We start from the raw sequence: 24,475 nt of genomic DNA on the forward strand, positions 1-24,475 counted from the left end.
CACGCGCATTCCCGTGAAACCCGAAGGAGCGCTTCCCGTATAAGAGGCAACTGGTCGAGCCTGCCCGTAATCAACGGGAGAAGAGGGATGTGCGCGCCTGAGATATCTTGAAACCAAGCAACTGCGAGAGACGGATCCATGGCTGCCAAAGAGAAGTTCAAGTTCAAAATCGAAAACGAAAATTACGATTGGGACAACCGGTTCATAACCGGCGCCGAGGTGCGAGGCGTAGGCCCTGGCATACCGGATAGCATGGACCTTTATGTGAAAAGGCCAGGCCAGCCTGGCCAGTTAGTTGGGCACGAGGACCCGATCGACTTGCTGCCACCGGGGATCGAAAAGTTCTACGCGCAGGATGCAAGTTCCGAAGCCGGAATTGAATAATGCCCCTGTTGTTCGATTCTGATTACGAGACACTCCACAAAGCCGGCGTCAATTTTGAAGAAGAGGAGGGCGCCCGTTTCCTAATATTCAAAAGATTTCCGCTGCCGAAAGGGGTTTACCTGGCAGATGCAAAATCTGCAAACGCTGTCGATGTGTTGTATGAGATTCCGCAGAATTACAATAGCTCGGGTGGGGACATGTTCTGGGTTCACCCACGACTTCACCGGGCTGACGGCAAGCCAATACCAAATACTGGCGGACCTGGTTCCAATGAGGATTCGCGTACGCACAAGGCGACAGTGTTTTGCCGGTGGTCCAGACACTGGCATAAAAATGCCTGGAAGCCAAAGGTCGACGACGTCCAGACAATTATGGACCGGATCTCATGGGCGTTTAAGTACCCGGACGCGAGGCGTTCATGAACGGATATCGGATTTCGATTATCGGTTCCCTCGACGATAGGCTCAAGAGCTGGTTGACCGGGCACCCCGACCGTGACGAGCGGGGCGCGCTCGTCCTCTTCCGCAAAATTGAGAGAACCGTACTGGGTCTGCCGCCGTCAACGCGTTTTGTGGCCGTTGACGCGATTGAGATGGATGGCGACTGGGTGCTGGACAGCTCCCCGGTGCACTTGCGCATCAATCTCCGCAAGTTCCAAGATATCTACTTTCGCTGCGAGCAGGAGCGGCTTGAGCTGGGGTTTGTCCACAGTCACCCAAGGGGCGCTCTGGATTTCTCGACGAAGGATGATCAGAACGAACAAAGCATTCTGAGGGGATACGCTGGCTGCAATGGCCCTGAGGTATCACTTGTCGCGATGATTTTGGCCGACGGACATTGGCGTGCCAGAGTTCGGACGGGTGCGGCCCCTCACGGAGTGGCTGACGTCCGGCATGTGTGTGTGCTCGGGACGCAGCTGTCAGTTCACATCGGCAAGAAGGTCGATGCTGCACCATCGGAAGTGCTAAAGCGACAAGAAGCTGCATTTGGCGAACCATTCAACGAGAAGCTCAGATCGTTGCGCGTAGCAATCGTCGGAGGAGGGGGAACAGGGTCTTCAGTCGCCACACTTATCGCTCGCGCGGGTGTAGGCGAACTCATCATTGTAGACGGCGATTTGCTCGAAGCTAGCAATCTCAACCGCGTTCGCGGATATCGCCGCTGCGATGTAGGCGAGAGCAAAGCTGCTACGTTAGCCCGATATGTTCGGGATCTGGGCCTGAGAGTGACTGTCGTTGCCATTGAGGGGTATGTGAACGAGTCTCCAGAAGCGGTCGATGCCATTTCCAGCGCCGACTTGGTGTTCGGTTGTACTGATGATGTCGCTGGGAGAGAAATTCTCAATCAGGCGGTTTACTATTACTGCCAAGGACTCATCGACTGCGGGCTCACAGGCAATATTGGTCTTGACCAGGACCGTCAGCCGTACCTACGTGATCATAGAGGGCGGGTTAGCACAGTTCTTCCCGAATCTGGTGGGTGCTTAAGATGCCAAGGCGTCGTCACCGAGGAAAAGCTCGATTACGAGAGTGCACTGAAGGCGCGTCCGGAGCTGGCGGAGCTGGATCCAGAGACGCTCCGGGAAGAGTATTATCTGATCGGGGGCGGGGAGCGGGCGCCCGGAGTAGGTCCCTTCACCAGTGCGACCGCCGACATGGCCGTAGCGACCTTGTTTGATCTGGTGCGCCCCTATCGGCGGCTTGCGAGCGACATTCGCCGCGACAATATATGGTACGATTTCGTGCACATGGTAATTTACAGCAATATGCCAAAAGACAACGCTGGTTGTTTTTGCTGCGGTCCAGACGGTTTATTGCTCGCACGCGAGAATGGCTACCGGCTCGGTATGCCGTCACTCGGCAAGCTGTGTTGATTCGCATGTGGTCTTGGTTGTTAAGTTTCCTACGGTGGGCAGAGGAAATCATTCTCGGTCCACGTGGTCCAAAAACACCGGCGGACCGAGTTCCTTCTGAGGCATCGCTCGCGGACGTATCTTTCGCTCGCAATGATGTGGTTGAAAAAACGCCGCCGAATGACGCGGTTCGGCCGGGACAGTTCATAAGCGTCGTGCATAAAGGCCGACCATACTGGGCACTCTTTAGGTGTCCCTGTGGGTGTGGCGATGTGGTTTCATTGCCAACCCACGCGCCACATAACCCCAGGTGGCGCATTGAGGTGAGCGTGGAGGGCCGGCCAACGTTGCATCCCTCCGTTTGGAGAACCAAAGGATGCCTAAGCCATTTCTGGCTCAGCGACGGGAAAGTCTATTGGTGTGAAGACACCGGTGTCGAGCCTTGGCGAGCCCGACCAGACATATACGCAAGAAATCTCTAGAGTGGGTCCTGGAGCCGCGGACGCGTTTGCGGTAAGGCCCGCGCGGCTTCACCGGGCGACGCACCCTTGTCATGGAGATGGGCCGCGCCACCGCGGGTCTCGGCAACGGCCTTCATCGGGAACTGTCCCTCGGCTGCAACAAGCGCCGCAAGTCGGTTTATTTTGAGTCCGACCCGGCCAGCGCGTCCTTGAGGATCTCCACTTGCATGGTCTTGCGGCCGGGAAGCCGCTCGAGGTCGCGAACGTGCTCTTCAAGCCCCGCACTTCTGAACTCCAAAGATTCGTCAGATCCCACCGCAGCCGCTGCAATTCAATCCGTCGATATTCGTCAGCCGCCTGTGCTTGAGTATATCTAAGCCTCCCACATTAGCCGACTGTCCGGTCCAAACGGGCCCAGTCCAGGCAAAGGTACACCAGCTCAGTTGATTTCCACGGCATCTGATCCCGATTCCGCGAATTCGTCTGCAAAAAACATCCATTCCCGCGAAATTCCAGCGGTGTTTCCGGTATACTGCTTGCCAATGAGCTGGCCGGCCAAATGCCCCCGCCATTGTATCGCGAGGAGAGGGACATGCGCTTGAGCAATCTGGGAACCGAGCAACTCCGGGAGAAGGATAGAAGCTTCGTCTTTCATCCTTCTACGCATCTGGCCAAGCACAGCCGAGGCGAAACGCCAAATAGGATCATGGCCGGTGCGGAAGGCGTTTATATCTGGGACACCGAAGGCCGAAGGAGCCTCGACGGTTTCGGAGGCCTCTACTGCGTGAATATGGGTTATGGATGCACGGAGATCGCCGAGGCTATTGCCAGGCAAGCGCACGAATTGCCGTTCGCACACGTCTATGCCAGCCAAGGTACGGAGCCGGTCGCCCTTTTGGCAGAGGCCGTGGTCGAGTATTTCGGTCAGAACATGCGAAGGGTCTATTTTGGCCTCTCTGGTTCCGACGCTAACGAAACCAACATCAAGCTGGTCTGGTACTATAATAATATCCTCGCCCGGCCCGAAAAGAAAAAGATCATCTCGCGAAATCGCGGCTATCACGGATCTGGGCTGGTCACCGGTAGCCTGACCGGCCTTCCGTTTTTTCACAATTTCTTCGACCTGCCTCTGGATTTGGTGCGCCATACCACCACGCCACACTACTACCGCCAGGCGCGCATCGAGGAGAGCGAGGAAGCTTTCTCCCGGCGCTGTGCCGATGAGCTTGAAGCCTTGATCCTGGCTGAAGGACCAGAAACGGTTGCAGCCTTTATCGGAGAGCCGGTACTTGGGACAGGAGGTATTGTGCCGCCCCCCACAGGGTACTGGACGGCCATTCAAGCGGTGCTCGATAAGTACGATATCCTTCTGATCGCTGATGAAGTGGTCTGCGGCTTCGGGCGGACCGGCGAGAAGTTCGGTTCTCACCTGTATAACATGCGTCCGGATTTCGTGACCATCGCCAAGGGGCTGAGTTCCGCCTACCTCCCCATCTCCGGGTCGATCATTGGCGACCGAGTCTGGTCGGTTTTGGAACAAGGAACTGAGAAGCACGGCGCACTTGGCCATGGATGGACATATTCCGGTCACACGCTTTGTGCTGCGGCCGCGCTTGCCAATATTCGACTGCTAAAAGAAAGAAACATCCTGGAACATGTGAAGGATGTCGGACCGTACTGGCAGGCCCGCATGAAAGCCGAACTGGCGGGACATCCCATCGTCGGCGAAGTTCGCGGAGTGGGTATCCTATCCGCGGTAGAGATGATGCGGGACCCGAAACAAAGGATACCATTCGATCCTGACCTTCAGGTCGGGGTGCGCACTGCAGCTGCTCTGTTTGAAAATGGTGTGATCGGACGGGCCATGCCGCATGGCGACATCCTCGGCTATGCGCCACCTCTGATCATTACCCGAAAAGAGATCGACATCATCGTCGGTGCGACCGCGAAATCAGTCGATGCCACATATCGCGCGCTGAAGGCTGAGGGTGCCGTATGATCTTCCAAAGGCGACGGGATTGAGCACTGGCGTGACCATGTGCCAGAATGCTGTCATATCATCCCATGAAAACTCTGCACGGACCAGTCGTAAAGATCCGGCTGCGTCAGGGGCCGTCCTTGGGTGATGCTGGCTTGACTGCATTCTGTTGCGCCGAGCAAACCAAATAGTTGAATTCAAGACATCTGATCCTGAGCATGCTCCGGACCACTTTACTCGCAAGTTGTAACCGACCAGTTCTGCCGCCACTGTCCTGTCCCCCAACAACCAGGGCCTTTGTGCGGCGCGCCCTGCCGGTGTACCTCCCCGCCGGCAGGGCGCCCTTTTTGATTCACCCCATCACCATCATTAAGGGCGGCCGGAAATCAGGCGTTCAAAGATGATTTGCGTATTAGGATGCAGATCGAAACTTAGACGCGACTTTACACCATTGCAGCGCGCCATCCCCACCATTCAACGGAGCGGCCACGCCGAAGATATCGTCCTCAATCATCGATTGCAGCAGAACAATCGCGGCGGTGAATTCTCACACCTCAAACCCAGTGTGGCCATATCTGCTGATCAGCTCCGAGACGCCTGCGAAGTCAATGACAGTTGTCCGGCCATGCACGCGGCGGCCGGGAGGCGTGCAGAAAGAGGAAGAAGCGAGCGCGACTATGACGAGGGACATGCCACTTGTTTTCGAGACATTCCTTGAAAGACTGTCACAGAGTGTCGATGAAGCAGATTTCCGGGAAGCCTTGGCTGAGGCGGCGGCAAGATTTGACCTACTCTCTTTTGCGTACCTGTCTTTGCCATCACTGCCTTCCGGCAAGCCAAGGCTAATTTCGAATTACCCACCTCGCTGGGCCATGCAGTATCTGGAAAATCAGTATGAGAAGCTCGATCCTGTCATCTTGCGTGCTCGAAATGGCGGCCGCCCGTTTCAATGGGGATCGGATTTGTGGGGCGGTAAGATGTCGCCGGCTCAACAGCAGCTATTTGATGAGGCGGCCCGATTCAGCATCCGCTGCGGATTGACGATCCCAATCGTCGATCTACGAGGCCGCACTGCCGCGGTTACGTTCGCCGCCGATGAGCCTCGTCCAGTATTTCTTCGGGTCATCGAGCGGTACGAACAAGCTCTTCAGCTGATGGCCACCTGCTTTCATCGCTGCGTTCGCCGCAAACTGCCGGGCGATCGAACCGTGGATGGGATCTTGCTGACATCGCGCGAATATATGTGCCTGCGGTCGGCAGCGCGCGGCAATTCGGCCTGGGTAACCGGCCGCATCTTGGGCATTAAGCCGCGCACCATCGCATTCCATTTGGAGAATGCCAAGAAGAAGCTGGGCGTGCGCACGCAAAATCAAGCCATAGCCCTTTTGGGGTCCCAAGGGAGCTCGATCCTCTGAGTAGCTCTTTGGTCCGCTGTGCTCGGGTCATCGGTCGCAGCATTTTAACAGCGGCGAAGGGATGCTGAGTCCCTTTGCCGCCCGGCGCAGTCAGGCGCGATGCAGTCGTATATTCCCGTCACACTTTGCACTCAAAGGGCTCAGTCGGCGTCTCGTTCCGACGCTAGTCCGCGTTGCATGGCTATGAGAATAGCTCGCCCCATACTGCTGACGTCAAGCGTCAACCGTGGCGGGCGCCCGGTATTTGAACATCCAGCTTCGCCGAAAACCTACACAGTTGTTACTCGTGGGAGGAGCGGCACTCGATGACGTGCTGCTGTGGCTACTGCCCATCCAAACGGAACGCGATTCCTTTTGTCGCATCAGACCCCCAACCGGCCAAAACCGATGCCCATGAACCGAATTGAGGCTGCCGTTGGCCGTTCCTGGATGCCTCATCAGGCGCCGAGGAGGGGGCTGTAGCCGAAGCAGTGGCGGCCACTGGGCGAGCACTGCGCAATTTCTCAGCTGTCGAACAATTCCTTGTACCCGCTTGTCATCACCCAGTTTGCACGGTCGAGATGACTGCGAACAGCCTTCCTCGCACGCTCCGGTTCTCGTCTCGGATCAATGCCGAGGATCAGATGTGCCATTTCCTCTTCGCTAGCATCGTCGCCGGATGCATCGAGGAGCCTCATGTAGGTTGTAAAGTGCTCCTTGTCGTAGGCTGTGATGCCGTCTGACCAGGGCACTTCGTCGGTAATCGCCATGTCCGATTTAGGCTGTAACATTGCTGATCCTAGCTCCAGATGATCGCCTCGGCGACTTCTCTCCCGGCAAAATGTGAATTACATATTATAGTTGATAAACTCAAGTCGCCTGATCCGGTGGCTTGCGTGCATGGATATGCGCAAGTTGATCGGACGGAATGTGCAGCGGATCAGGCAAAGGAAGCGTCTGACCCAGGAGCAGCTTGCCGACATTTCCGGCTTCAGCCAGCAGTACATCAGCGGTTTGGAGAAGGGCCGAAGAAATCCGACGATCATCACGATCTATGAACTGGCGTTGGCGCTCGGCGTCAGCCACATGGATCTGGTACGGCCCGACAAACAGGCCTGAAGTGGCGGTTCATGTAATTACTAGGAGCCAGCGCCTGACGGCGCTCACTGGCTCTCACTGGAGGTCCGATCTCCCCCGGGGCGACCAGCTATCGCCGCCAGCCCTTTGCCGATGAGTGTTCGGCGGGGCTCGCGGGCAAGGTGACTGAGAGAACCAGCGCTACGACGTTACAGTCGAGGTTACGACGTTCTGATCAAAGGTGGGCGCGACGCATGCTGATCGCGTACCTCGACAGGCGTCCTTGTGCTGGGCGTTCTGCAGAAGTCGTCACGGGAAACTGAAACTAACCCGAGGAAGGGGGAACGCTAACGGGCGCCTGAGGGGGCCCGTTGGCTCAAAGCGCTCACGAGGCCGCGGTATCATCGGTACGTGACACCTGCGCCGATCAGCCAGGGATCGAGCTCCGCCTTGCCCGTCTGGCTGTTACCGGCCACGGTGACTTCGAAGTCCGGCTTCAGGAAAAGCTTCTTCACGTCGAAGTTGACGCCCCAGTGCTGGTCGAGCTTGTAGTCGAACCCGACCTGCAGCGCGGTGCCGAAGGTGTTCTTGACCTTGAGATCATCGGCGCTGCCGGCCTTGATAAAGGATCGTATAGTTCACGCCGGCGCCGACATAGGGCTTGAAGGCGCCGAAATCGGTAAAATGATACTGGAATGTGAGCGTGGGCGGCAGCAGCCAAACCTTACCAACCTTGCCTAGCCCCATCGAGCCTTGGCCATTGATGTTGGCAAAGGTGGCGCCGAGTATGGGTTCGGCGGCGACGTTGTCCGAGAATATCGAGTTCAGGCGTCACCGTGTTCGAATAGGAAAGACCGGAGCCAGACACCCCATTGACGTAGCCCGAATCCCCAGTGATGACCCCCAAAGCGCGCAGGCGGATCTGCCAGGGCTTGGCCATTCCGCGACCGAAGGACCCTCGTCGGGGCCGCACGGTTCTGGAAGGTCTGACGCGACCGCCTGCTGTCCGATCAGCATCAGGACGACAGCCGCTGTTGCTGCCCGCGCAGGTTCATTCGCTTTGTTGACTGATATCTCTTGCTCTTCAGAACTAACGAATTATCATGCAACTAGTCTATTTGATTAAGATAGATGGAGCTGTGCGCGCATTCTGACCAACTGTGATCGCGTTATTGCTTTTGTCGCAGTCCTCGACCTGTGCTCCTTCGTTCGTGCTTGCTTTCGTCGTGCTCCCGGTCGTCCATACACGTTACCGGCGTGCCAGCCGATCGCGCCGCCAAGCAAAATGTCGCCTAAGCCAATGAACGCGCCCGGGTCGGATTCCTGCCGTAGCTGTGCCCGCCCGGGCTGGTCCCGCAGAAGCAACCGGATAGGCACCGTATTAACCTAGCCGAATGTGGTCCCCCGAGGAGCGCAGGCGGATATGCCAAGAGCTTGACTCCTAGATTGGTGTCGTAGACGGGCACGGGTAAGCGCAACGGGACGGGGGAGGCGGGGAGGCGCAGGTACTTGTGGATGACTCGTCGCGACAACCTGCTGTGCCAGCAGCATCAGGACAACGGCCGTTACTACTCCCTGCGCCAGTTTCATTTATTTGATCCCATGATATTGCTCCTTGCTCTTCAGAAAATGGTAGACTGCGATAGTCCTGCAGTATTGATTGAGGTCGACAGCGTACGGGGGCGCATTTGCGCAAACCGTGCTCGCATTATTTTGCACCTTTGCCGCACCCCTCGACCTGTACTCAGTCATCCGAAGTTCGCTCTCCCCGAGCTCCCGATCCTTTGTGAAAGCTATCGGCGTGCCAGCCGATCGCGCTGCGAAGGAAATTGATGCCAAGACTAATGAATCCAGCGCGCTCCCGATTGTCTTTACCGTGCCCGTGCCCGCCTGCGACGGGCTCGTAGAAATAAGCCGGATAGCCGAGGGCCTGCAGCTTTGCGGCCATCTTGCGCGCGTGGCCCGGGTGAACGCGGTCGTCACGCTTCGTGGTGGCGAGCAGGATCGGCGGATAGGGCTGTCCCGGCGTGGCGGCGTGATAGGCGGAGATTTCCTTCAGGAAAGCCCAATCCTCAGCCTTGTCCGGATCGCCATATTCGTCGATCCAGCTCGCGCCGGCCAGGAGCTTGGTGTAGCGGCGCATGTCGATAAGCGGAACCGTGCAGAACAGCGCGCCGAAATGCTCGGGATAGCGAGTAAGCATGTTGGCGATCAGCAGGCCGCCATTCGAGCCGCCCTCAGCGGCAATCCGCCTCGGTAGTGTGATGCCCCTTCGTACGAGGTCGGCTGCTACGGCAGCGAAATCGTCATGGGCGAGACGCTTGCCCTCCCTCCGTCCGGCATCGTGCCAGCGGGTGCCGAACTCGCCGCCCCCGCGGATATTTGCCACCACACACGTGCCGCCGCGTTCGAGCCACAGCTTGCCGAGCGAGGAGTTGTAGTGGGGCAGGAGCGATATGCCGAACCCGCCATACGCGGAAAGGTGAACCGGGGCATCTCCGTTCCCGTTCGCCGGACCGACCTGCATATAGGGAATCAATTCATCATCGATCGAGACTGCCTCGTGGCGCGTGACCACCAGTCCGGATGCGTCGAAATTCTCCGGGCTGCGCTTCAGGACCACTGGAGCGCCAAGAGGCGGCGCATCATTGAGATCGAGTAGGAGCAGTTGCGACGGTGTGATCGGGTCCTGAGCCGAAACGAGGACCTCTCCATTGGTCTCGTGATCTGCCGCATCGAGGGACCAGAGGTGGACGGTCCCTTGCGCGGGCACCGTGTCCAGGGCTCGGCGCGTCCATTCCTGGCGACCCGGGGTGAACACCTCGAAACGCGGAGCGAGGTTCTCGAGGTAGGCGACAATGAGCTTCCCGTCATTCCAGAAGAATGACTGCAGACAGCGCCTCTCGCCCGGTTCAAACAGGGTGCTGAAACGGCGTTCGCCACCGATGAAAGAAGAAAGCGAGATGCCGATCAGCGCGTCCGCGGGATGGGTGGTCCCTCTCACTGTCCAGGGCTTGCGCGGCTTTACCGCCAGCCAATCACCGAAGCTGGCCCACCAGGCATCCCGAGGAAGGTTGATCTCAAGCTTCGGCCCGCTCCTGTCGCCGATTTGGACTATCTGCTTGAAGAAGCCAGTATTCTCGATGAACCAAAGGCGCTCGTTCTCGACCGTGCGGTCCAGATGACCAGACACGCTTAGGGATTCGGAACCCGTCTTGAAGATTACCGGCGCGGTGAGGGGATCGGCGCCACGCTTCCACAACCGCACGGCCCGCGCGAAGCCGGAACGGGTGGCCATGTCATGACCAAGCGCACTGAAAAGCAGAAGCGTGTCAGGGTCGAGCCAATTTATCCCGCCCTTGGCCTCTGGGAGATTGAACCCGTCGGCGACAATGCTCAAAGAGCTAAGGTCGAATTCGCGATGCACGACCGCGTCGCTGCCCCCGCGCGACAGGCGCAAGACGGCTCTTTCGCGCGTCTCAGGCTCGATCGACGCGCCGCCCCAGACCCAGTCTTCTCCGTCGCTAGCGGCCAGGGCGTCCAGATCGACCAGTAGCTCCCACTGGGGATCCGCATTCATGTAAGCGGCAAGGGTGGTCCGGCGCCACAACCCGCGCGGGTTTCCGGCATCTTGCCAGAAATTATAGAGGTACTGACCGCGGCGCGTGACGAGCGGAATCCTGTCGAAACGGTCGAACATCACTCTAAGCGCCGCCCGGTCGCGCTCGAACTGCGTTCCCGCGAAGTGCTTCAGGGTCTTTGCCGACTGGCTGGCGGTCCACGCAAGTGCCCGTTCGCCTTCTACATCTTCGAGCCAAAGATGGGGGTCATCGTCGGGCGCATTCAGCGTTGGGCGAAAATCGAATTCGCTCATGACCGAAAGACCTGAGAAATGAAAGCGGAAGGGCTCTCGTCCGCTCGAGACGGCCCAATGTTTGCGGCGGTGTCCGCATGTTCGAAAAGCGTGATCATGGATGAGTTCTTCCCAACCGGTGGCGTCGCAGTGCTCCTGCACATAGGACCGCAGCTCTCGTGCCAACTCGGAAGCCCTTACGGAACAATGCGATCGCTCTGACAGCGCCGTGTCAGATGTCAGACATCGTCGCGAATGCGACAACGAGTGCACCGCGTAATCACCGGATCAACTCAGGCCCGATAGCTGACACCGTGCAGCTCACAAGGAATTTGGTTGGCCGCCGACATCTTCGCTCCGGAAGGCTTCGCGTATGCGAGTCAATGGCGGCCACCATGATGCGATGGACGAGTGAGCGACGAAGACCGGCTGCCACCTGTGGGTTTAGACCCCGCCGGCGGCAAAAACCGGAGCCAGGCAAGGAATTGGACGCCGCTTGGGCGATCTGAGGGTTGCCCAAGCTCTACCGCAATCTCGGCCTGCACCGTCCCCTTGATTGGATTCTTGAAGTCTGTCGATCAAGCCAGCAAGCTGTTCGGGCGAATGCAGTGGACTGGTCGCCAAGGCAGGTTGGGGTGATGTCGGGCCGCCGTCCGATATGCGATACGCGGGTTCAGGAGGGGCGGTAGAGTCCATGAGAGAAAATTCCCCCAGGAGACCTCCCGATCACTGACCTTATAGCGCTAGCGCTATGACAACTTGCCCATAACCAGCGTGCAATCCACCGCGGCGCCCACTGCCCCTCAAGGAAAATCTGGCACGGGTCTCACGAGCCGATCACGGACTTGAAATCAATTGCGTTGGCCTGCACAGGCCGGGGTGGCTGCCGCTATGCGGATGCGACGGCCTGGATGCGTGGTGCGCGCGCCTTCTACTCTCGACAGTGCCGATGGCACACGGTTCGACGAAATGCCTCTATCGAGGTCTGGTGCGCTCAGCGCCGGCATTGGCTGAAAAGGTCCAGAGGCCGGCCCAGGCTGCACGGGAGCACTCAATCCCATTCAACCCGTTCTTCGCAACGGCTTGCCCGCGGACACGTCGGTATGAAGCACGTTCCCAAGTCCTTCGAGGTTAAGCGAACACCGAAATGCCGACTCGGTCGCAGCGCTACTGTTCGGCATAAAGTCTATTTTGCGTCATCGAAAAAAAGTAATTGATCAGCTTTTACGGCTGTTTCTGGGTAAACCTCTAAATATCTCATTGTATTGTTGTCATGTATACGGTCGCGAACATAGAAAAATCCTATCTTAATGTTCTTACGAAGCGAACGTATGTTCGTTGGTCGAACGAATGAAGTCACTTTCTCCAGTTTTAAATATTCAAAAGCAAATTGGACAACCGCCCTGCCGGCCTCGACTGCTATCCCCTTTCCCGAAGCCGCAAGGTTGAGACAAGTTACTATTTCAACATTATTCGGATCTTCTGGAAGGTACAGGCCGCTGCGAGCCAACCCACAGTAGCCAGCGAATTTGTTGCCTTGGTCTGGATCTTTGACGAACAGCATCCATAAGCCGAAACGATTGTTCTGCCAATGATTAATGAACTCAAATAGTGCAGCTTTCGACTGCTCAATCGTCGGAGCGAGTCCACCCCTGGCGTTAACCACGAACGGATCGCTACGAAGGCCATGCAAAAGAAGCTCGTCGCTATGCGACGGCGGCCTCAGGAATAGGTGTGGCGTTTCTAAGATGTGCATAAGCAGATGCCTTGTTTCTAAAAACTTAAAGTTAGGGGCACCTAAAGAAGGTGCAGTATGGTTCCTAGATGGAACGTGCAGCTTGATTCCAAGAATACTCATTACTTGGATAAAATTCTGGTAAATCTCTGCAAAAATATTGTTTCAGAAATGCAGAAGGCTGATAAAACCCGCCGAGAGGCGCATCCATTTTCACGAAGATTTATCTTAAGTCACACAATGAGGTTGCGTACTTGCGCAGAAATGGAGAACGACGCCCTTGGCATAGGCCCACCTCCGACCGCTCGGTGGGCGCGCAGCTGTGTTTCGCGATTGCGTGACAGCAAACGCCTTGCTCGCCCGCTTCGGTGATCACCATCCGCGGTCACAGCTCCCGACGTCGCGAAAAGCGTCACTCCGGCCTTGCGACGGCCTCGAGACCACGAAACCGCAAGCAGATGAGATCAGTCTTCGTTTCGCCCAAGGAGCCGAATCCTTACTTCGCTTGACAGTACACCCGGACCAAGGGCAGTGGGGACAAGTCTGCCTCGGAAATCAGCGGCATCCAGGGGCAAGCGAAGCTCAGCCGCTGCATTCCACAGCGCTCTGAAAACCCCGGCGTGAGCACCACCCAAGAAGCGATTGCGGGCCTCGCCGGTCTGTTTTTCGGTCCTCTGAGCAGTCGCCTTCACCTGTACAACTATACAGGATGCCCTAGCGTGAATCTTGGTCTCCAATGGCGGGGAACTTCCCCCAGGAGACCTCCATGGCCAAGCTTATATCGCTGGCGCTACGACGACCTGCGCACAATCAACTAGAAACCCACCGCTGCGGCACGCGGTCTTCAAGGAACGTCAGGAATGCGGCGCAGGAACCGGCCACTGGCGGCGAGCCAACTCACTTGGCCAGCTCGGGCCGTGCTGGCTGCGCTGGTTCGGTCATGTCGCCGCTATTTGCCGGCGTGTTCGGCCCTGAACGGTGCCGACCGCAACAGCTTCGACGAAACGCATTCGTCGAGGTCTGGTGGCCCCTGCGCCGGTGCTTTGCCAACCGGCATGATGTTTCGACCTGCCTGGGGGCTGGCAGGGGAGCAAAATGATGCCTGCAGTTCTCGTGAATGGCGCCGATGGGGCTGATTGGCGCGATGAAAGATCATACGATTACACCTCAGCTCTGACGCCGCGCGAATGGGCCTGGGAGTTCTTACGCCGGAATCCAGCATTCCAGCCTGATGTGACCACAGCAAGCCGGCAGGCCAATACTTTGTCGTACCGACCTTTTCTCAATGTGGTCACCGTGGCCTGCGAACTGTCACGCTGGGGTGTTCTGTTTCGCCGAGTCTCATGGGCGCAATTCGGTCGTATTCTGGTCTCCGCTATGGTGCGCTCATGTGCTGCCGGTCATTGCAGAACAGCTGTCCGCGTGGTCGGGCACAGCGCCGTTCGAGCTCTCGGCATTGCCGTGCCGTTCGACGGTTCTGCTAGCCCCCGACAAGGGCCAGCATGTTCTTCTTCGGGATACCAAGCACACGCTCCAACTCGCCGTCTCTGGCGCGGATATCTTGCACCCCGTTTGCCTCCGTACCGAGGCCATCTGGCCCGAGACCCTTTCGAAGCACCGTCTTAGGGCGATCGAGTCCCTCAATCGTCTAAATGTGGGTCAACAGCTTCCTGCCCGCTTATTCCCGCCAGAAAAGCGGGGTCCTCGTTTGACCTTCGTTCTTCGTGCGCTCGACGGCTCACTTGCTGGGGCGTCACATCGCGAGCTCGCCGAAGCGCTGATTGGTCAACAGCGCGTCCATGCCGACTGGAGGGATCCTCGCGATCATCTGCGCGACCGCATTCGCCGCGCTGTCTCTCGTGGCCGCGCCCTCATGCATGGAGGGTACAGGGATTTCCTTTTTTGAAAAGTGACGGTCCGCCCCGTACATCAGCCGGCGAACAGTTCGGATCCAGAACGTCAGTTCGCCCGGTCCCACTTGGCGGGGAAAGACCTTACAGGTGCGCTCTGGTTCAACCCGTCAGTCGATGCCGAGAGGCACGTTCGAATGTTCCACAGGTGACAATGTCGAGTACGCAACGGAGAAAAAAGCTGCCGCGTCGGGTATACGCTATACGCAGCGGCCGAGCCAGTTCTTCCCAGCAACGGCAGACCGCCGGCATGGCTACGTGGGTGTAGTTCGACTAACTTGTCATGCTTATCACTTCTTTTGCGGCCAGCTTTCCACCAGATTGCGCTGGGTTGACGGCCCGGAACGTAGAGGGAGCACGTTCAGGCTTGGTGTCGGGGTGCCTTCGGCTTGTTGGTTCAGATGATCTGGCCCAGATCCGCAAGGCAATCGACCACGTAATCCGGTCTGAATGGAAACCGCTCTATGTCAGCCAGTTTGGTCACTCCAGTAAGCACAAGGGCTGTTTTCAGGCCCGATTCCAGCCCTGCGAGCACGTCGGTATCCATGCGGTCCCCGACCATGATGGTATCGACAGCTCGCACTCCCAGCCGGTCGAGCGCATTGCGCATCATGAACGGGTTCGGCTTCCCGACGAAATAGGGCTGACGGCCGGTGGCCTTCTCTATTAGTGCTGCGACTGCCCCGCACGCCGGATGGGAGCCTCGTTCGGTCGGGCCAGTCGCATCTGGATTGGTGGCGAGAAAACGCGCTCCCTTCGCCACAAGCTCGGCGCCAGTTGCGATCTGCTCATAGTGGTACGAAATTGTATCCCCGAGGACCACGAACTCGGGCGAAAACTCCGTTATCCGGCAGCCTGCCTGCCGCAGAGCCTCAACCAGACCGTGGTCGCCGATGACATAGGCAGATGATCCGGGCTTTTGCAGTTCCATGAACCGCGCAGTGGCGAGCGCCGATGTGTAGATGTGCTCTGGCTGCACGGCGAAGCCAACCGCTCTTAGACGCTCGGCATGATCTTCGGGTGTGAAGCGCGAGTTGTTGGTGAAGATCTGAAACGGCTCACCCGTGGCGATTAGCCCGGCCACATAGCCGACCGAGCCAGCAATCGGTTGGCCGCCGCGGACCAGGACTCCGTCCATGTCGAGCAGATGCGCTGTGATCATTGGATATCAACCCTCGATGTCTTTCGTGCATGCACGGCCTGAGCACGGCTTGTGTCACTGATCTTCTCCAGGCGAGAATGCCGGCGACTGTACCGATTGAGAGCGATGCGCGAAGGGCGCCCAGTTGGCCGTGCGGCAATAAGGAGGTTGCGGCGTAAACGTGTCGGGCGCACCGCTCGCCGTGCCGACGCCCTGCGCCGTCGGCTGCCGACTTCGCTGCGTCAACGCAGCTGATGGACAATGCGTCTCTAGTTCCCAGCGAACCACAAGCCTGGCGAGACGTGCCGCGCTTGGATCAGGATGCGCAACCTGCCGTCCGCTTGTGGCACCTTGCCTCGTCGCTGTAGAGGCGGTTCACGTAGCACGGCGTCTAGATCTCACTTAAGGCGCGCAGGCCAGGGGCGCGGTGAACGACCCGAAACCAGCCGGAAGAAGGTTCGCCAAAGCGTTCGATCATCCCTTTGGTTCATTCTGCGCCTGAGGCGGCCCATCCCATAGAGATCAGATGCCGCCCATGCAGAGGTATTTCATTTCGAGGTAGTCTTCGAGCCCGTGGCGGGAACCCTCTCGCCCAATGCCGGACTGCTTGATGCCACCAAAGGGCGCCGCTTCCGAAGACATACGCCCCGTGTTGATGCCAACCATGCCGTATTCCAACGCCTCGGCAACGCGCCAGACACGCTTCAGATTGGAGGCATAGAAATAGGCGGCGAGGCCGTAGATCGTGTCGTTGGCCTCACGCACTACCTGATCCGCATCGGTGAATTGAATGATCGGAGCCAGTGGCCCGAAAGTCTCCTCTTGCGCAACCGCCATGCTGCTGGAAATTTCAGTGAGGACTGTCGGTTTGAAGAAGGTCCCATCCTTGCCAATACGTTCGCCCCCGCATCGAATTGTCCCACCCTTGGCAACGGCATCTGCGATGTGGGACTCGATCTTGGCCAAAGCATGCAAGTCGATGAGCGGTCCGACGTCCACTGCCGGAGCGAAGCCGTCGCCGACCGACAAGGACCGGGCTTTCTCCACGAACTTTTCGACGAATTCATCGTGAACGCTCGATTGGACGTAAAGCCGGTTCGCTGAAACGCAAGTCTGGCCGGCGTTGCGGAACTTCGCCTGGATCGCGCCGTCAACCGCAGCGTCGATGTCGGCGTCGTCGAAGACGATGAAAGGGGCATTGCCGCCGAGCTCGAGACTGACCTTCTTGATCTGGTCCGAGCACTGGCGCATGAGCAGCCGGCCAACCTCGGTCGAGCCTGTGAAGCTGATCTTTCGAACCTTGGGATTAGAGCAAAGTTCGCGTCCGACGTCATCACCTTCAGATGCATAAACTAGGTTGACGACGCCTTCGGGAAAGCCGGCCTGGTGCGCGAGGGCGAACATTGCACCTGCCACAAGCGGCGTCTGTTCAGCAGGCTTAAGCACGATCGCGCAGCCCGCCGCCAGGGCTGGCGAGATCTTGCGCGCCACCATCGACGCCGGGAAATTCCAAGGCGTAATCGTGCCGACCACACCGATCGGCTGCTTGATCACCAGCATGCGACGGTCTGTCGACGGCGCGGGGATCGTCTCGCCATAGATGCGATTGGCCTCTTCGGCGTACCATTGCAGATACGCGGCCGCGTGCGAAACCTCCGACTTGGCTTCGGCAACGGGCTTGCCCATCTCTGCAGTGAGTATCGCGGCAAGATCGTCGGTGTGGTCAATGATCAGCTGATGCCAACGCCACAAAGCGTCACTGCGTTCTCGGGCGGCCAGCCCCGCCCATCCTGGCTGCGCCAGGTAAGCCTTCTCGATCGCAGCGCGCGTTTCTTCCACACCCATGTCGGGAAGCACCGCCAGCACTTCGCCGCTCGATGGATTGATGACTTCGAATGTGCGCTCGCTAGCCGGCGCGCCAAGCGCCGGCAAGCGATCGATGGCGCCAAACAGGTCCGGGGATTTCAGGTGGCGGATCATCGGTAGGCATAGGGGCATACCGGGTTCCTCTTAAACGCGGCGGATGAGTTGTCGGGCGGGTGTCGGTCTATTCCGCACCTGCGGGTTCCTTATAGGGCCTCCGCCAGACAGCTAGTAGACCATCCCCGAATTTGAAAGGTCGAATTGCTCAAGGCTTTAGTCTGGTTGGTGGTCTCATTAGGAGACAAACCGAACAGTGGATATGGGCTTGCCCAAGCGCAGGTATTACGTGGCGCTCTTCCGCTCTGCGTCTACGCCGCAGGGGCCCACAGTGAAGGTCACATCTTGGATGCCGAAGCCATCAGCAGTCTCGGCATCCCTCAGTGGCCTGACGGATAACCTGCGCTACTTGGCGCAACCGGCTCCCTCGGCGGTCTGGCAGAGGTTCGGACGGAGGCGGAGTCCATCACATGCAACTCGCTTATATTGGCGTTGGCGAGCTCACCTTGTCACCTTTCGACGTGCGAGACGGCAAGCGGGCGCCGGACATATCCGATGTCGTGCCGTCCATCCGCCGGCGCAGCATCCTCCAGTCGCTGTTGGTCCCAAAAACGGCAGTCCAGACACTTTCGACATCGTCGCCGGACGGCGGCGTCACCACGCCGCAAAGACAAATCGCCGATGAGCGCAAGCCGGGAAGACCTGCGCGCCATCATGAACCGGCGACGATGTGGCCGCTCTCTCACCCTCGCTAATCGAGAACATCGGGTGAAGTCGCGCAACGGGTTCGCCCAGTTGCCCAAGGCAGGCGGCGCCGTGGCGCAATCGGCAATACCTGCCGCCGCGAGCTCGAGGCCGAGAGAGCGCATAGTTGACGCTAGCGACCAAGGAACGGGTAGAAGGAATGGCTGTCGCTGTTCAACAACCTACGCGCCGCGCCGCGGGCCGAATGGAGGCATGGCTGCACGGGACAGTTGATGCCACCGAAGTTCGCGCTGTTTGCGATCTATCCCCGCCAGATCCTCCTCGATCTCTTTGGCGAGGAGAGCTATTTCACCGCCGACGTCGATACGGCGATTGCGAGGCGCCAGGCAGGCTATCTCGACGCCGGACGGTCCGATGTTGTTGTTATGGAAGCCAATCACTGTTCCATTTCTGGGAGTACAAGACGGACGATGCCAAAGACGAAGGGCGGCACAGCCCGCCTACAATTGGGTTCATACCATCTGCCAAGTCATTTGCGGTTTCTCGGCTTCTTTCAGTGGAAAGGCGCACCAAGAGCGGGGCATACCTCAATACAAGCGTCCGCAGCCTTCAACATACGTTCACTTGGGTTAAATCCTGGCAGCATTTGCCCCAGGATCATAGCGTTGAGGAACAGCGAACCGCCCAGACGCGGATGAGTCGTGTGCCCTATCGCCAAACTGTAGTTTGAAGGCCTACCACCATAGCGGAATGCAATATTCCGCGCATTTGAGAGGCCAGATACACCGCGTCTCTTTTTACCTTCAGCACTCATTGTTTTCTCTTCTGTTTATGCTCTCATCGAGAGATGGGTAACCAAAAGACAAGAAAAATTGTGCAGTAAATTACGCCAACGTAATCAACCGCGTATGCTACCGTGCTCGTTCTCTTCATCCTTGCCGGCAGAGAGAACGCAATTATCCTTTGAGTTCCTTCCCGCTGAAACCTTCCGAAGCTTTGACTTCGCTGTCCGGCAACAAGGCGAAACACCTCGCTCGATGTTGCCACCTCCAATTTGCAAAGGCCGTGCCAACACCTCAGCGCCCAATAAGCGCCGTTTGCTTTGAAAACCTCGACGGTGCTCAGATATAGGTTGTAGTGAACCTGACATTTTGCCTGCCGCAGAGTCGCGCTCGTTGACGCTCATTCCGGAGAGAAGCTGGCCCGGGCTGCGATCGACCGGCTCTGTCATTGGTGACCGCCAGAACCGAAGCGGTGGTCGCGAAGGTCAGCGCCGTCGCAAAATGTGGCCTTGTGCACCCAGCCAGACCGAAGTTCCACGTTACCGGCGATGGGCAAAGTTCGAGGCGAAGTGTGAGTTGCCCCTCATTTCGCCGATGCTGCGTCCTCGACGCACTTGCGGGACAAAATGGATGCGTGGGCAGCGCAGGGCCAGCTGAGCCATCAGTATTTTGCGAGACCTGACGCGAGCGTCATCTTGAGTGAATCAATGTGAGCGCATTCTTTGGTGGGTGATCATCGGATGACTTCTCTTTAGTCTGTGAGGCGTTTGCGGGATCGCACATGCCGTGCCAAACAGGAAACTCGTCTCGGCAACGTGAGTAATCGGACTCTGCTATGTTGCCGATCCAACATTGTCCGACATCGAACGCCAGTTTAAGGGAAGCGCTTGCCGCTTAAGGTGATATCGTCGTACCGGGGCATAGCGGCGCTCGCCGGCAGCATGAGTAAAATTCACGACAGAAGGATCGCCGACCGCGTGGCTAGCGCTGGGCCCGCAACACCGCGCTTCGGACAGGACCTTGGCCAATCGACCGCGTCGCCACCATCGTAAGTTCGCGTACAGCCGCGAGGTTTTTGGCCTCGGTCGGATAATATCGCCGACAGGGTCAAGACCCAGAAGAGTTGCCGCACGCCGTCGCGATGGGAGCAGCCTACATGCCGGCATAGACTAGAGGTGCCGCTGAGCGGTTTGAGGGAGTGGCATACCTTGCGCGTCTGGTGCAGAAATTGCTTGCGTCACGCCGAAGTAAGGTCGGCCACGCTAATCCGCCGGCATGGCAAAGGCGCGCTAATCGGCACGGTCGAGGGCAGTTGACTGCCCGGGAATTGGGCCGGCTCCTCGCCAGCGACAATGCCAGCGAGTTCATCTCGAATGCCATCCTTTCCCGAGCGGGTCAGAACCGGTCGAATGTCATTACATTGCGCACGGCCCGTCGCCATCGCCATGTGGCGCGCCGAGCTGCAACACCGCGCGGCGGTACAGGCGTGAGAGCTGGAAGCATGCAGCGATCCGCCGATATCGACCGCCGGGCGGTCCAACTCGCCGGCGGCATGATTGATCGCCGCCGCCAATCAGATGCTCGAGGAAATGCCCGTTCGCCGAATTTCCCGGGCGGGCTCGTCGGCGCTGCCGATCTTGTACCGCACCATATGGGTGATAGTTGGCGCGCGGTGATCGGGGACTAGGACCACTTCCATGCCTTTGTCGAGCAGAAAATTCGTCGCCTTGATGTCATCGCTGGCCGCCATAACCGAAGCGCCAGACCGAAGGTTCATCGACCGCCTAGCTTGTAGTTGCCGGGCGATGCGCAAAGTTCGAGGCAAAGGAGTTGCCCCTCATTTTGCCGATGCTGCGTCCTCGACGCCCTTGCGGGACAAACTGGATCGGTGGGCAGCGCAGGGCCAACTGAGCCATCAGTATTTTGCGAGGCCAGACGCGAGCGTCATCTTGAGTGAATCAATGTGAGGGCATTCTTTGGTGGGTGATCATCGGATGACTTCTCTTTAGTCTGTGAGGCGTTTGCGGGATCGCGCACATGCCGTGCCAAACAAGAAACTCGTCTCGGCAACGTGAGTAATCGGATTCTGCTATGTTGCCGATCCGACATTGTCCGACATCGAACGCCAGTTTACGGGAAGCGCTTGCCGCTTAAGGTGATATCGTCGGCGTCACCGGGGCATGGCGGCGCTCGCCGGCAGCATGAGTAAAATTCACGACAGAAGGATCGCCGACCGCGTGGCTAGCGCTGGGCCCGCGAAACCGCGCTTTGGACAGGACCTTGGCCCAATCGACCGCGTGGCCACCATCGTAAGTTCGCGTACAGCCGCGGCCAAGATCCTTGCCGTCTTCGACGAGCGTAGTGGCATCAGGGGGGCCGGGCGACAGTTCGAGGGCGGAGTCTTTCTGAACGTGACTCTACGCTCAACGCCGCGTGACGCAAATGTCCTGAGGTTGTCAGGCTGCTGTCAGGTCCGGGTGTCACAAGCCGGCTGTTACTGCCCTGCCATTCACCGTTAATTGGAACTCCCCATGATTAATCTAAAAGCCGGCCGGATCGCCCTTTCAGCCCTACTGCTGCTGGTTTCCCTGCTGGCGAAATATGGTCCAACTGTCACACACTTAGTGCTCCAGCACGAATACAATAGCCAGCTCCGCAAGGATAGGGAGAAGGTCATTTCAGACCGGCACGACGCACTCTTCAACGACCCAGCTGCGCCAACTGCTGGCAACCCAAATGGCGACCACCATATCGCCGTATTTTTGGACTCCAACGACCCGCAGCGCCGCGCGGTAGACCGTACGATCCAGCAAGCCCTCAAGCATGATCCCGAGCTGAAGGTTTACTACATACCTTATTCGAGCACGAGACCGGGTTCCAAATTTGCTGCACGGGCGGTGCTCGCCGCCAGCAAACAGGGAAAATTTGAGGCGTTCCATCACCGCCTAATGGCTACTAGCCTCCGGCTCAGCGGATCCGACATTTTGGATATCGCACGAGACGAGGGCCTCGACGTTGAGCGACTCAAGCGGGACATCAAGGACCCCGGAATCGTAAACACCGTCAAGCACAATTCCGCGCTCGCCAAGAAGCTGTCCATCCACGGCGGGCCGGCGGTCGTTGTCGGCAAACGAGTGGTTTCAGGTGCGGCTAACATGCACTATTTGGACCGCTACCTCGCCAACGAGCGGGAAAAGCATAGGCGTCCTGCCGGATCACCAACTTCGGCATTTTGACAGGGCTGGCCGCCGGTGCAACCTCTCTGGCCACGAGTGCCGCCTCTCGTGCCGGGCCAAATCTCAATATGGCCCGGCAACGCGGTAGTGGGCGGCCCGCGCGGTGCTATGCAACGCACCGGGCAAAGGGCAATGACTAAGCCGTCCTGAACATCGCATCGGAGTTCAACGTCTTTGCACCAATGCCCAGGAATGGTCGCCGCGACAAACAACGTCTGCGAACGGTCGCTGAGAGCCGCCGTCGTTCAACGAGAGATCACCAACGGCTATCCTGAGGAGGCGGCCCCATGAATCGCTGCACATCATCATTTGCTATTCTTGCTTTCGGCACGTTCTGCACAAATGGCGGCGCATTCGACCATCTATTCAGTGCCCGACAGGAGCGTCGTGTTTCTTGGTGGCGTTGGCTACACCTGGCCGAAGGGCAACGAGTTTGTCTATGACGAAGGGGGCAATCGTGTCAGCAAATTGATCTGGGAAACCGGCGCGCCGGTGCTGACTAGGGCTAAAGGCCGAGGTCTGGAACAACTGGATCATTTCAGCAAGCCGTCTTCGGTTCTCCGGCAACAGCCATATGGAAGACTATGATTAGCTCAAGGAAGCGCCGAGCTCTGCCGAACGGGTTGGCTTGGGGCGGGGCCGTGGCATGCTTGTCTCACGCCAGTGGATTGGGATGTGGTGTGCCCCGCCAAAGCTGCCTTCCTCTGGCGAGCCGGCCCACCGCGGGTTTGGTTACCGCCCCTGTTTGACATTCCCGTTGCCCAGCAGCGTACAATGCTTCCTACGCCCAACCTGGTCGCTGCAGCAAACCAGGGTCATCGAGGGATTCGAATAATCGCCTCAAAACCATCCCCGCGACCCGTGGCAGGCGAGGCAAGTTCAAGGCTGCCACCGACCTTCTTGATAACATAATTAGCGACGGGTAGACCCTGGCCTGGGACAGTTGCCCGAGTCGCCAGACGCACAAAACGCTCTGTTATCTCGTCAAGGTCTGGGAGGGGCACCACCGGTCCTGCGTTTACAATGGCGATGGTTCCATCAGCTCTGACGGAAACTGTCGTCGGGATATCGGGCAGTCCATGTGTGAGTGCGTTGTCGATGAGGCATCGAAGCACGACGGGAATTCTAACGGCGTGGTCTGCTTTGCACTCCCAGGCGGGGCAGCCGTCGACGTCAAGGATTAGCCGTCCGGCAAACCACGGCTTTTTCAAGAAGTCATCAACGACTGACCGAACCTTTTGGACAAGATCGACAGGGTCTCCGAGGCCGTTCCGTGATTCTTCCACGAAACTGTACCCCAAGCCACGCAGTGTCGCTATTCGGTCCCTGCCGATCTTCTTGCGGAGCCGGCTAACATAAACCTCCACGGTATTGCTCTCACTTTCCGAACCTAAGGAAAGGAGTTCTTCCTCGATCTTCCTCTTCAAAACTACCGCTCCGGGTCGGGATAGAACGCAGTCGAGAATCGCCCATTCGCGTGCAGTCAGGTTGACCGGCTGCCCGTCGAGGGCGACGCGCCGCTCAGCCGCGTTTATGGACAGCGCCCCGACAGAATATGGCTTCGGGAAGTTCCCGTGACTACGCGCCACGGCATGAATGCGCGCGGAAAGTTCGCGGGGATCGAACGGCTTGACCAAGTAGTCGGCGGCACCAGCATTGAGCCCCTCGATGCGGTCCTCGACCGTATGGCGAGCTGTCACGATGATGACGGGTGTCGAATCACGCCCCTTCCTCATCTCCCGCAAGTAGTCCAGGCCGTTACCGTCTGGCAGGTTAATATCGAGCAGAACAAGCCCGTAGGGAATCCCACTTGCGTGATACCGCGCTTCGGACAGGTCCTTGGCCCATTCAACCGCGTGGCCATCAGCTATCATATGTTCTCGTACAGCGCTGCCAAAGTCCTCGCTGTCTTCAATGAGCAAAATTCGCATGCCGAGCTCCAATAATTGGGCAGGGTTCGTGCCCTATTGACGGAACCTGACAATAGGCTGAACGCCGTAGCGCAAATGTTCCGGCGGCTTTCAGGCTGCCGTCAGGTGCGCGTGCC

Annotated in this window: 19 protein-coding genes and 1 pseudogene; 12 read left to right on the forward strand and 8 right to left on the reverse strand. The window is 58.3% G+C overall.

From position 1 onward, the window contains the following. Nucleotides 1-138 precede the first annotated feature (138 nt). The 6 genes from LB568_RS21050 to LB568_RS21080 all read left to right on the forward strand — a co-directional run bounded on the left by LB568_RS21050 (nucleotide 139) and on the right by LB568_RS21080 (nucleotide 6,090). A complete protein-coding gene (locus LB568_RS21050) occupies nucleotides 139-384 on the forward strand; it encodes a multiubiquitin domain-containing protein (protein ID WP_064994208.1) in 246 nt (81 codons plus the stop codon). After that, complete coding sequence (locus tag LB568_RS21055) at nucleotides 384-806, forward strand: E2/UBC family protein (protein WP_064994207.1); 423 nt, start codon at nucleotides 384-386, stop codon at nucleotides 804-806. The genes LB568_RS21050 and LB568_RS21055 overlap by 1 nt, the downstream gene beginning before the upstream one ends. Further along, a complete protein-coding gene (locus LB568_RS21060; protein WP_064994206.1) occupies nucleotides 803-2,257 on the forward strand; it encodes a HesA/MoeB/ThiF family protein in 1,455 nt (484 codons plus the stop codon). Before LB568_RS21055 ends, LB568_RS21060 begins: the two co-directional genes overlap by 4 nt. A gap of 5 nt (nucleotides 2,258-2,262) precedes the next feature. Beyond that, nucleotides 2,263-2,718, forward strand: coding sequence for a DUF6527 family protein (locus LB568_RS33810; protein WP_224655967.1), 456 nt, complete (start codon nucleotides 2,263-2,265; stop codon nucleotides 2,716-2,718). Nucleotides 2,719-3,289: 571 nt separating this feature from the next. Continuing rightward, entirely contained in the window at nucleotides 3,290-4,696 is a 1,407-nt protein-coding gene (locus tag LB568_RS21075; RefSeq protein WP_064994227.1) for an aminotransferase, read from the forward strand. A 668-nt stretch (nucleotides 4,697-5,364) separates the two neighbouring features. Further along, a complete protein-coding gene (locus LB568_RS21080; RefSeq protein WP_411908933.1) occupies nucleotides 5,365-6,090 on the forward strand; it encodes a LuxR family transcriptional regulator in 726 nt (241 codons plus the stop codon). Between the two features lie 503 nt (nucleotides 6,091-6,593). On the opposite strand, the gene LB568_RS21085 is transcribed toward LB568_RS21080, so the two are convergent. Continuing rightward, complete coding sequence (locus tag LB568_RS21085; protein ID WP_064994205.1) at nucleotides 6,594-6,860, reverse strand: DNA -binding domain-containing protein; 267 nt, start codon at nucleotides 6,858-6,860, stop codon at nucleotides 6,594-6,596. Between the two features lie 109 nt (nucleotides 6,861-6,969). Here LB568_RS21085 and LB568_RS21090 point away from each other — a divergent pair, with 109 nt between their 5' ends. Beyond that, nucleotides 6,970-7,188: a helix-turn-helix transcriptional regulator gene (locus tag LB568_RS21090; protein ID WP_013533400.1), complete on the forward strand. Its 219-nt coding sequence runs from the start codon at nucleotides 6,970-6,972 to the stop codon at nucleotides 7,186-7,188. A gap of 359 nt (nucleotides 7,189-7,547) precedes the next feature. On the opposite strand, the pseudogene LB568_RS21095 reads toward LB568_RS21090, so the two are convergent. The 3 genes and pseudogenes from LB568_RS21095 to LB568_RS21105 form a co-directional block, all read right to left on the reverse strand. Next, nucleotides 7,548-8,163: pseudogene (locus tag LB568_RS21095) on the reverse strand (OmpW/AlkL family protein). Nucleotides 8,164-8,890: 727 nt separating this feature from the next. Further along, nucleotides 8,891-11,020 carry a prolyl oligopeptidase family serine peptidase gene (locus tag LB568_RS21100; RefSeq protein WP_064994204.1) on the reverse strand — a complete coding sequence of 710 codons (2,130 nt, stop codon included), beginning with the start codon at nucleotides 11,018-11,020 and terminating at the stop codon, nucleotides 8,891-8,893. 1,165 nt (nucleotides 11,021-12,185) lie between these two features. Then, complete coding sequence (locus tag LB568_RS21105) at nucleotides 12,186-12,857, reverse strand: GNAT family N-acetyltransferase (RefSeq protein WP_084015908.1); 672 nt, start codon at nucleotides 12,855-12,857, stop codon at nucleotides 12,186-12,188. Nucleotides 12,858-13,832: 975 nt separating this feature from the next. On the opposite strand from LB568_RS21105, the gene LB568_RS33815 reads away from it, so the two are divergent. Next, nucleotides 13,833-14,360, forward strand: coding sequence for a transcriptional regulator domain-containing protein (locus tag LB568_RS33815; RefSeq protein ID WP_224655966.1), 528 nt, complete (start codon nucleotides 13,833-13,835; stop codon nucleotides 14,358-14,360). A 28-nt stretch (nucleotides 14,361-14,388) separates the two neighbouring features. Beyond that, on the forward strand, nucleotides 14,389-14,640 hold the full coding sequence (locus tag LB568_RS33820; protein ID WP_411908926.1) for a DUF2285 domain-containing protein: 252 nt from the start codon (nucleotides 14,389-14,391) through the stop codon (nucleotides 14,638-14,640). Between the two features lie 401 nt (nucleotides 14,641-15,041). Here LB568_RS33820 and LB568_RS21120 read toward each other — a convergent pair whose 3' ends face one another. Both LB568_RS21120 and LB568_RS21125 read right to left on the reverse strand, forming a co-directional pair. Continuing rightward, on the reverse strand, nucleotides 15,042-15,806 hold the full coding sequence (locus LB568_RS21120) for an HAD-IIA family hydrolase (RefSeq protein WP_064994202.1): 765 nt from the start codon (nucleotides 15,804-15,806) through the stop codon (nucleotides 15,042-15,044). A 501-nt stretch (nucleotides 15,807-16,307) separates the two neighbouring features. Then, a complete protein-coding gene (locus LB568_RS21125; RefSeq protein ID WP_064994201.1) occupies nucleotides 16,308-17,783 on the reverse strand; it encodes an NAD-dependent succinate-semialdehyde dehydrogenase in 1,476 nt (491 codons plus the stop codon). Nucleotides 17,784-18,175: 392 nt separating this feature from the next. Here LB568_RS21125 and LB568_RS21130 point away from each other — a divergent pair, with 392 nt between their 5' ends. Continuing rightward, complete coding sequence (locus LB568_RS21130) at nucleotides 18,176-18,460, forward strand: hypothetical protein (RefSeq protein WP_064994200.1); 285 nt, start codon at nucleotides 18,176-18,178, stop codon at nucleotides 18,458-18,460. Nucleotides 18,461-20,765: 2,305 nt separating this feature from the next. Here the strand turns inward: LB568_RS21130 and LB568_RS21135 are convergent. Beyond that, complete coding sequence (locus LB568_RS21135) at nucleotides 20,766-20,942, reverse strand: hypothetical protein (protein WP_224655962.1); 177 nt, start codon at nucleotides 20,940-20,942, stop codon at nucleotides 20,766-20,768. A gap of 781 nt (nucleotides 20,943-21,723) precedes the next feature. Here LB568_RS21135 and LB568_RS21140 point away from each other — a divergent pair. Continuing rightward, on the forward strand, nucleotides 21,724-22,428 hold the full coding sequence (locus tag LB568_RS21140) for a DsbA family protein (protein WP_064994196.1): 705 nt from the start codon (nucleotides 21,724-21,726) through the stop codon (nucleotides 22,426-22,428). 342 nt (nucleotides 22,429-22,770) lie between these two features. Next, nucleotides 22,771-23,016: a hypothetical protein gene (locus LB568_RS21145; RefSeq protein WP_064994195.1), complete on the forward strand. Its 246-nt coding sequence runs from the start codon at nucleotides 22,771-22,773 to the stop codon at nucleotides 23,014-23,016. 227 nt (nucleotides 23,017-23,243) lie between these two features. Here the strand turns inward: LB568_RS21145 and LB568_RS33705 are convergent, their stop codons facing one another. Further along, nucleotides 23,244-24,359, reverse strand: coding sequence for a response regulator (locus LB568_RS33705; RefSeq protein ID WP_064994194.1), 1,116 nt, complete (start codon nucleotides 24,357-24,359; stop codon nucleotides 23,244-23,246). Nucleotides 24,360-24,475 lie beyond the last annotated feature (116 nt).

Origin of the sequence: Mesorhizobium sp. B263B2A, from assembly GCF_020165775.1 — a bacterium.
Classification (GTDB): Bacteria; Pseudomonadota; Alphaproteobacteria; order Rhizobiales; family Rhizobiaceae; genus Mesorhizobium; species Mesorhizobium opportunistum.

Excerpts from the sequence above, each read along its gene's own strand:
- LB568_RS33810 (WP_224655967.1), top strand. The coding sequence starts at position 2,263 with ATGTGGTCTTGGTTGTTAAGTTTCCTACGGTGGGCAGAGGAAATCATT.
- LB568_RS33815 (WP_224655966.1), top strand. The coding sequence starts at position 13,833 with ATGCCTGCAGTTCTCGTGAATGGCGCCGATGGGGCTGATTGGCGCGAT.
- LB568_RS21140 (WP_064994196.1), top strand. The coding sequence starts at position 21,724 with ATGATTAATCTAAAAGCCGGCCGGATCGCCCTTTCAGCCCTACTGCTG.
- LB568_RS21135 (WP_224655962.1), bottom strand. The coding sequence starts at position 20,942 with ATGGCGGCCAGCGATGACATCAAGGCGACGAATTTTCTGCTCGACAAA.
- LB568_RS21105 (WP_084015908.1), bottom strand. The coding sequence starts at position 12,857 with ATGAGTATTCTTGGAATCAAGCTGCACGTTCCATCTAGGAACCATACT.
- LB568_RS21080 (WP_411908933.1), top strand. The coding sequence starts at position 5,365 with ATGCCACTTGTTTTCGAGACATTCCTTGAAAGACTGTCACAGAGTGTC.
- LB568_RS33705 (WP_064994194.1), bottom strand. The coding sequence starts at position 24,359 with ATGCGAATTTTGCTCATTGAAGACAGCGAGGACTTTGGCAGCGCTGTA.
- LB568_RS21060 (WP_064994206.1), top strand. The coding sequence starts at position 803 with ATGAACGGATATCGGATTTCGATTATCGGTTCCCTCGACGATAGGCTC.
- LB568_RS21130 (WP_064994200.1), top strand. The coding sequence starts at position 18,176 with ATGCAACTCGCTTATATTGGCGTTGGCGAGCTCACCTTGTCACCTTTC.
- LB568_RS21075 (WP_064994227.1), top strand. The coding sequence starts at position 3,290 with ATGCGCTTGAGCAATCTGGGAACCGAGCAACTCCGGGAGAAGGATAGA.
- LB568_RS21090 (WP_013533400.1), top strand. The coding sequence starts at position 6,970 with ATGGATATGCGCAAGTTGATCGGACGGAATGTGCAGCGGATCAGGCAA.
- LB568_RS21055 (WP_064994207.1), top strand. The coding sequence starts at position 384 with ATGCCCCTGTTGTTCGATTCTGATTACGAGACACTCCACAAAGCCGGC.
- LB568_RS21125 (WP_064994201.1), bottom strand. The coding sequence starts at position 17,783 with ATGCCCCTATGCCTACCGATGATCCGCCACCTGAAATCCCCGGACCTG.
- LB568_RS21120 (WP_064994202.1), bottom strand. The coding sequence starts at position 15,806 with ATGATCACAGCGCATCTGCTCGACATGGACGGAGTCCTGGTCCGCGGC.
- LB568_RS21100 (WP_064994204.1), bottom strand. The coding sequence starts at position 11,020 with ATGAGCGAATTCGATTTTCGCCCAACGCTGAATGCGCCCGACGATGAC.
- LB568_RS21050 (WP_064994208.1), top strand. The coding sequence starts at position 139 with ATGGCTGCCAAAGAGAAGTTCAAGTTCAAAATCGAAAACGAAAATTAC.
- LB568_RS21085 (WP_064994205.1), bottom strand. The coding sequence starts at position 6,860 with ATGTTACAGCCTAAATCGGACATGGCGATTACCGACGAAGTGCCCTGG.
- LB568_RS21145 (WP_064994195.1), top strand. The coding sequence starts at position 22,771 with ATGGCGGCGCATTCGACCATCTATTCAGTGCCCGACAGGAGCGTCGTG.